This is a genomic window from Amycolatopsis circi (assembly GCF_003385235.1).
GTDB lineage: Bacteria > Actinomycetota > Actinomycetes > Mycobacteriales > Pseudonocardiaceae > Amycolatopsis > Amycolatopsis circi.
The window spans coordinates 1-5,213 of record NZ_PQIA01000305.1 but is presented as its reverse complement, the minus strand read 5'-3'; the positions used below and the strand labels follow the sequence as shown (position 1 = coordinate 5,213).

Here is a 5,213-nt window from a genome sequence, read left to right as displayed (position 1 = left end):
TATGAAACCCCCTCGTCGGGGTTTCCTTTGAGAAATATGATTGAGAATAGTCTCGATCGAACTTTACAGCATTGTTGGAGAGTTTGATCCTGGCTCAGGACGAACGCTGGCGGCGTGCTTAACACATGCAAGTCGAACGCTGATCCGGTTTCGGCCGGGGATGAGTGGCGAACGGGTGAGTAACACGTGGGTAATCTGCCCTGTACTCTGGGATAAGCCTGGGAAACTGGGTCTAATACCGGATATGACTACTGAGGGCATCCTCGGTGGTGGAAAGTTCCGGCGGTACAGGATGAACCCGCGGCCTATCAGCTTGTTGGTGGGGTAATGGCCTACCAAGGCGACGACGGGTAGCCGGCCTGAGAGGGTGACCGGCCACACTGGGACTGAGACACGGCCCAGACTCCTACGGGAGGCAGCAGTGGGGAATATTGCACAATGGGCGCAAGCCTGATGCAGCGACGCCGCGTGAGGGATGACGGCCTTCGGGTTGTAAACCTCTTTCGCCAGGGACGAAGCGCAAGTGACGGTACCTGGATAAGAAGCACCGGCTAACTACGTGCCAGCAGCCGCGGTAATACGTAGGGTGCGAGCGTTGTCCGGAATTATTGGGCGTAAAGAGCTCGTAGGCGGTTTGTCGCGTCGGCCGTGAAATCTCCACGCTTAACGTGGAGCGTGCGGTCGATACGGGCAGACTTGAGTTCGGCAGGGGAGACTGGAATTCCTGGTGTAGCGGTGAAATGCGCAGATATCAGGAGGAACACCGGTGGCGAAGGCGGGTCTCTGGGCCGATACTGACGCTGAGGAGCGAAAGCGTGGGGAGCGAACAGGATTAGATACCCTGGTAGTCCACGCTGTAAACGTTGGGCGCTAGGTGTGGGCGACATTCCACGTTGTCCGTGCCGTAGCTAACGCATTAAGCGCCCCGCCTGGGGAGTACGGCCGCAAGGCTAAAACTCAAAGGAATTGACGGGGGCCCGCACAAGCGGCGGAGCATGTGGATTAATTCGATGCAACGCGAAGAACCTTACCTGGGCTTGACATGCGCCAGACATCCCCAGAGATGGGGCTTCCCTTGTGGTTGGTGTACAGGTGGTGCATGGCTGTCGTCAGCTCGTGTCGTGAGATGTTGGGTTAAGTCCCGCAACGAGCGCAACCCTTATCCTACGTTGCCAGCAAGTAAAGTTGGGGACTCGTGGGAGACTGCCGGGGTCAACTCGGAGGAAGGTGGGGATGACGTCAAGTCATCATGCCCCTTATGTCCAGGGCTTCACACATGCTACAATGGCTGGTACAGAGGGCTGCGATACCGCGAGGTGGAGCGAATCCCTTAAAGCCGGTCTCAGTTCGGATCGCAGTCTGCAACTCGACTGCGTGAAGTCGGAGTCGCTAGTAATCGCAGATCAGCAACGCTGCGGTGAATACGTTCCCGGGCCTTGTACACACCGCCCGTCACGTCATGAAAGTCGGTAACACCCGAAGCCCATGGCCCAACCCGCAAGGGAGGGAGTGGTCGAAGGTGGGACTGGCGATTGGGACGAAGTCGTAACAAGGTAGCCGTACCGGAAGGTGCGGCTGGATCACCTCCTTTCTAAGGAGCACAACACATCCATGCCCCCGGGATACCCGGACCAAGGGCATGGGGTGGCCGGGACTCAAGTGCCGAATGCGTGCTTGTTCCGGTTGCTCAAGGAATTGTGGAACTACTGGTTATCGCCGGTCGTGGCGAGCGAAGTCCGTGTGAGTACTGACCTTTCGGGGTCGTGGAAAGCGGTGACGGAGCTCGGGCGGTCGGGTGTTCACTCAGCACGCTGTTGGGTCCTGAGGCAACACACGTTGTTTCTGGTGTGGTGTTTGAGAACTGTAGAGTGGATGCGAGCATCTTTGTGGTCAAGTTGTTAAGGGCACATGGTGGATGTCTTGGCTTCAGGAGCCGATGAAGGACGTGGGAGGCTGCGATATGCCTCGGGGAGCTGTCAACCGAGCTGTGATCCGAGGATTTCCGAATGGGGAAACCCAGCACCAGTGATGTGGTGTTACCCGCCGGTGAATATATAGCCGGTGCGGAGGGAACGCGGGGAAGTGAAACATCTCAGTACCCGCAGGAAGAGAAAACAAAAGTGATTCCGTGAGTAGTGGCGAGCGAAAGCGGAAGAGGCTAAACCGTTTGCATGTCAAGCTGTCAGGCGTTGTGCAGGCGGTGTTGTGGGACCCAGCGTCGAGGATCTGACAGTCCTCGGAATGTGCGCGCGTGTTAGTGGAACCGCTTGGGATGGCGGACCGGAGTGGGTGAGAGTCCCGTACGCGAAAACATGTTGCGTGTGTTTGTTTGGTGTTCCCGAGTAGCAGCGAGCTCGTGGAATTTGCTGTGAATCTGCCGGGACCACCCGGTAAGCCTAAATACTTCCTGAAGACCGATAGCGGACGAGTACCGTGAGGGAAAGATGAAAAGTACCCCGGGAGGGGAGTGAAAGAGTACCTGAAACCGTGTGCCTACAAGCCGTCAGAGCGTTTCGACGTGATGGCGTGCCTTTTGAAGAATGAGCCTGCGAGTTAGTGCTGCGTGGCGAGGTTAACCCGGGTGGGGTAGCCGTAGCGAAAGCGAGTCTGAAGAGGGCGATTGAGTCGCGTGGTCTAGACCCGAAGCGGAGTGATCTACCCATGGCCAGGGTGAAGCGACGGTAAGACGTCGTGGAGGCCCGAACCCACTTAGGTTGAAAACTGAGGGGATGAGCTGTGGGTAGGGGTGAAAGGCCAATCAAACTCCGTGATAGCTGGTTCTCCCCGAAATGCATTTAGGTGCAGCGTCGCGTGTTTCTTGCCGGGGGTAGAGCTACTGGATGGTCTAGGGGCCTTACCGGGTTACCGAAATCAACCAAACTCCGAATACCGGTTAGTGAGAGCGCGGCAGTGAGACGGCGGGGGATAAGCTTCGTCGTCGAGAGGGAAACAGCCCAGAACACCAGCTAAGGCCCCTAAGTGTGTGCTCAGTGGGAAAGGATGTGGGATTGCCCAGACAACCAGGAGGTTGGCTTAGAAGCAGCCACCCTTGAAAGAGTGCGTAATAGCTCACTGGTCAAGTGGTCCTGCGCCGACAATGTAGCGGGGCTTAAGCACACCGCCGAAGCTGTGTCATTCACGCAATACATCCGCCTTCCTCTTCGGGGGTTGGTGCAGTGGCGTGGATGGGTAGGGGAGCGTCCTGCATCCGGTGAAGCCGCGGCGGAAGCCAGCGGTGGAGGGTGCGGGAGTGAGAATGCAGGCATGAGTAGCGAATGCAGAGTGAGAAACTCTGCCGCCGGATGACCAAGGGTTCCTGGGCCAGGCTAATCCGCCCAGGGTAAGTCGGGACCTAAGGCGAGGCCGACAGGCGTAGTCGATGGACAACGGGTTGATATTCCCGTACCCGAGCATGTGCGCCCATGGCGAGGCGGTTGACACTAACCACCCGAAGCCGGCATGGAAGTCTTCGGACGGATGTGCCGTGTGGAGCGTGGGACCTGATTCCGTAGTAGTCAAGCGATGGGGTGACGCAGGAAGGTAGCTCCGCCAGGCGATGGTTGTCCTGGTGTAAGCGTGTAGGAGGAACAGTAGGCAAATCCGCTGTTCACATACTCTGAGACGTGATGCGTAGCCGTTTGAGGCGAAGTGGGTGATCCTATGCTGTCGAGAAAAGCCTCTAGTGAGTGCATGCACGGCCCGTACCCCAAACCAACACAGGTGGTCAGGTAGAGAATACCAAGGCGATCGGGTGAACTGTGGTTAAGGAACTCGGCAAAATGCCCCCGTAACTTCGGGAGAAGGGGGGCCAAGCATCTTGAAGTCCCGTGCGGACGGAGGGGTGGTTGGCCGCAGAGACCAGCGGAAAGCGACTGTTTACTAAAAACACAGGTCCATGCGAAGTCGCAAGACGATGTATATGGACTGACGCCTGCCCGGTGCTGGAACGTTAAGAGGACCGGTTAACTCCTTCGGGGGTGAAGCTGAGAATTTAAGCGCCAGTAAACGGCGGTGGTAACTATAACCATCCTAAGGTAGCGAAATTCCTTGTCGGGTAAGTTCCGACCTGCACGAATGGCGTAACGACTTTCCGGCTGTCTCGACCACAGGCCCGGCGAAATTGCATTACGAGTAAAGATGCTCGTTACGCGCGGCAGGACGGAAAGACCCCGGGACCTTTACTATAGTTTGGTATTGGTTTTCGGTTCGGCTTGTGTAGGATAGGTGGGAGACTGTGAAGCGCTCACGCTAGTGGGTGTGGAGTCGTTGTTGAAATACCACTCTGGTCGGATTGGGAATCTGAACCTCGGACCATGATCTGGTTCAGGGACAGTGCCTGATGGGTAGTTTAACTGGGGCGGTTGCCTCCTAAAGAGTAACGGAGGCGCCCAAAGGTTCCCTCAGCCTGGTTGGCAATCAGGTGTCGAGTGCAAGTGCACAAGGGAGCTTGACTGTGAGACAGACATGTCGAGCAGGGACGAAAGTCGGGACTAGTGATCCGGCACCTCCTGGTGGAAGGGGTGTCGCTCAACGGATAAAAGGTACCCCGGGGATAACAGGCTGATCTTGCCCAAGAGTCCATATCGACGGCATGGTTTGGCACCTCGATGTCGGCTCGTCGCATCCTGGGGCCGGAGTAGGTCCCAAGGGTTGGGCTGTTCGCCCATTAAAGCGGCACGCGAGCTGGGTTTAGAACGTCGTGAGACAGTTCGGTCCCTATCCGCCGCGCGCGCAGGATACTTGAGGAAGGCTGTCCCTAGTACGAGAGGACCGGGACGGACGGACCTCTGGTGTGCCAGTTGTCACGCCAGTGGCATGGCTGGTTGGCTATGTTCGGAAGGGATAACCGCTGAAGGCATCTAAGCGGGAAGCCTGTTCCAAGATGAGGTATCCCACCCCTTTGTGGGTTAAGGCCCCCAAGAGACGATTGGGTTGATAGGCCAGAAATGGAAGCACAGTAATGTGTTGTCGAGTTGACTGGTACTAATAGGCCGAGGACTTGCCCACAAAGATGTTACGCATCCACTCTACGGTTCTGAAACACCACACCAGCCCCACCATGACGGTGGCGGGTGTGTGTTGTTTCGGAGTGTTTCGGTGGTTTTAGCGTCAGGGAAACGCCCGGTCCCATTCCGAACCCGGAAGCTAAGCCTGACTGCGCCGATGGTACTGCAACCGAAGGGTTGTGGGAGAGTAGGACACCGCCGAACTTA

3 rRNA genes are annotated in these 5,213 nt (G+C 57.0%); all 3 read left to right on the top strand.

Annotated elements, in window-relative coordinates:
* Window positions 1–71 precede the first annotated feature (71 nt).
* Window positions 72–1,591, top strand: a 16S ribosomal RNA gene (locus D0D37_RS46405).
* A 297-nt stretch (window positions 1,592–1,888) separates the two neighbouring features.
* Window positions 1,889–5,007, top strand: a 23S ribosomal RNA gene (locus D0D37_RS46400).
* An 86-nt stretch (window positions 5,008–5,093) separates the two neighbouring features.
* A 5S ribosomal RNA gene (gene rrf, locus D0D37_RS46395) occupies window positions 5,094–5,210 on the top strand.
* Together the 16S, 23S and 5S rRNA genes form the textbook arrangement of a ribosomal RNA operon.
* Window positions 5,211–5,213: the final 3 nt, after the last annotated feature.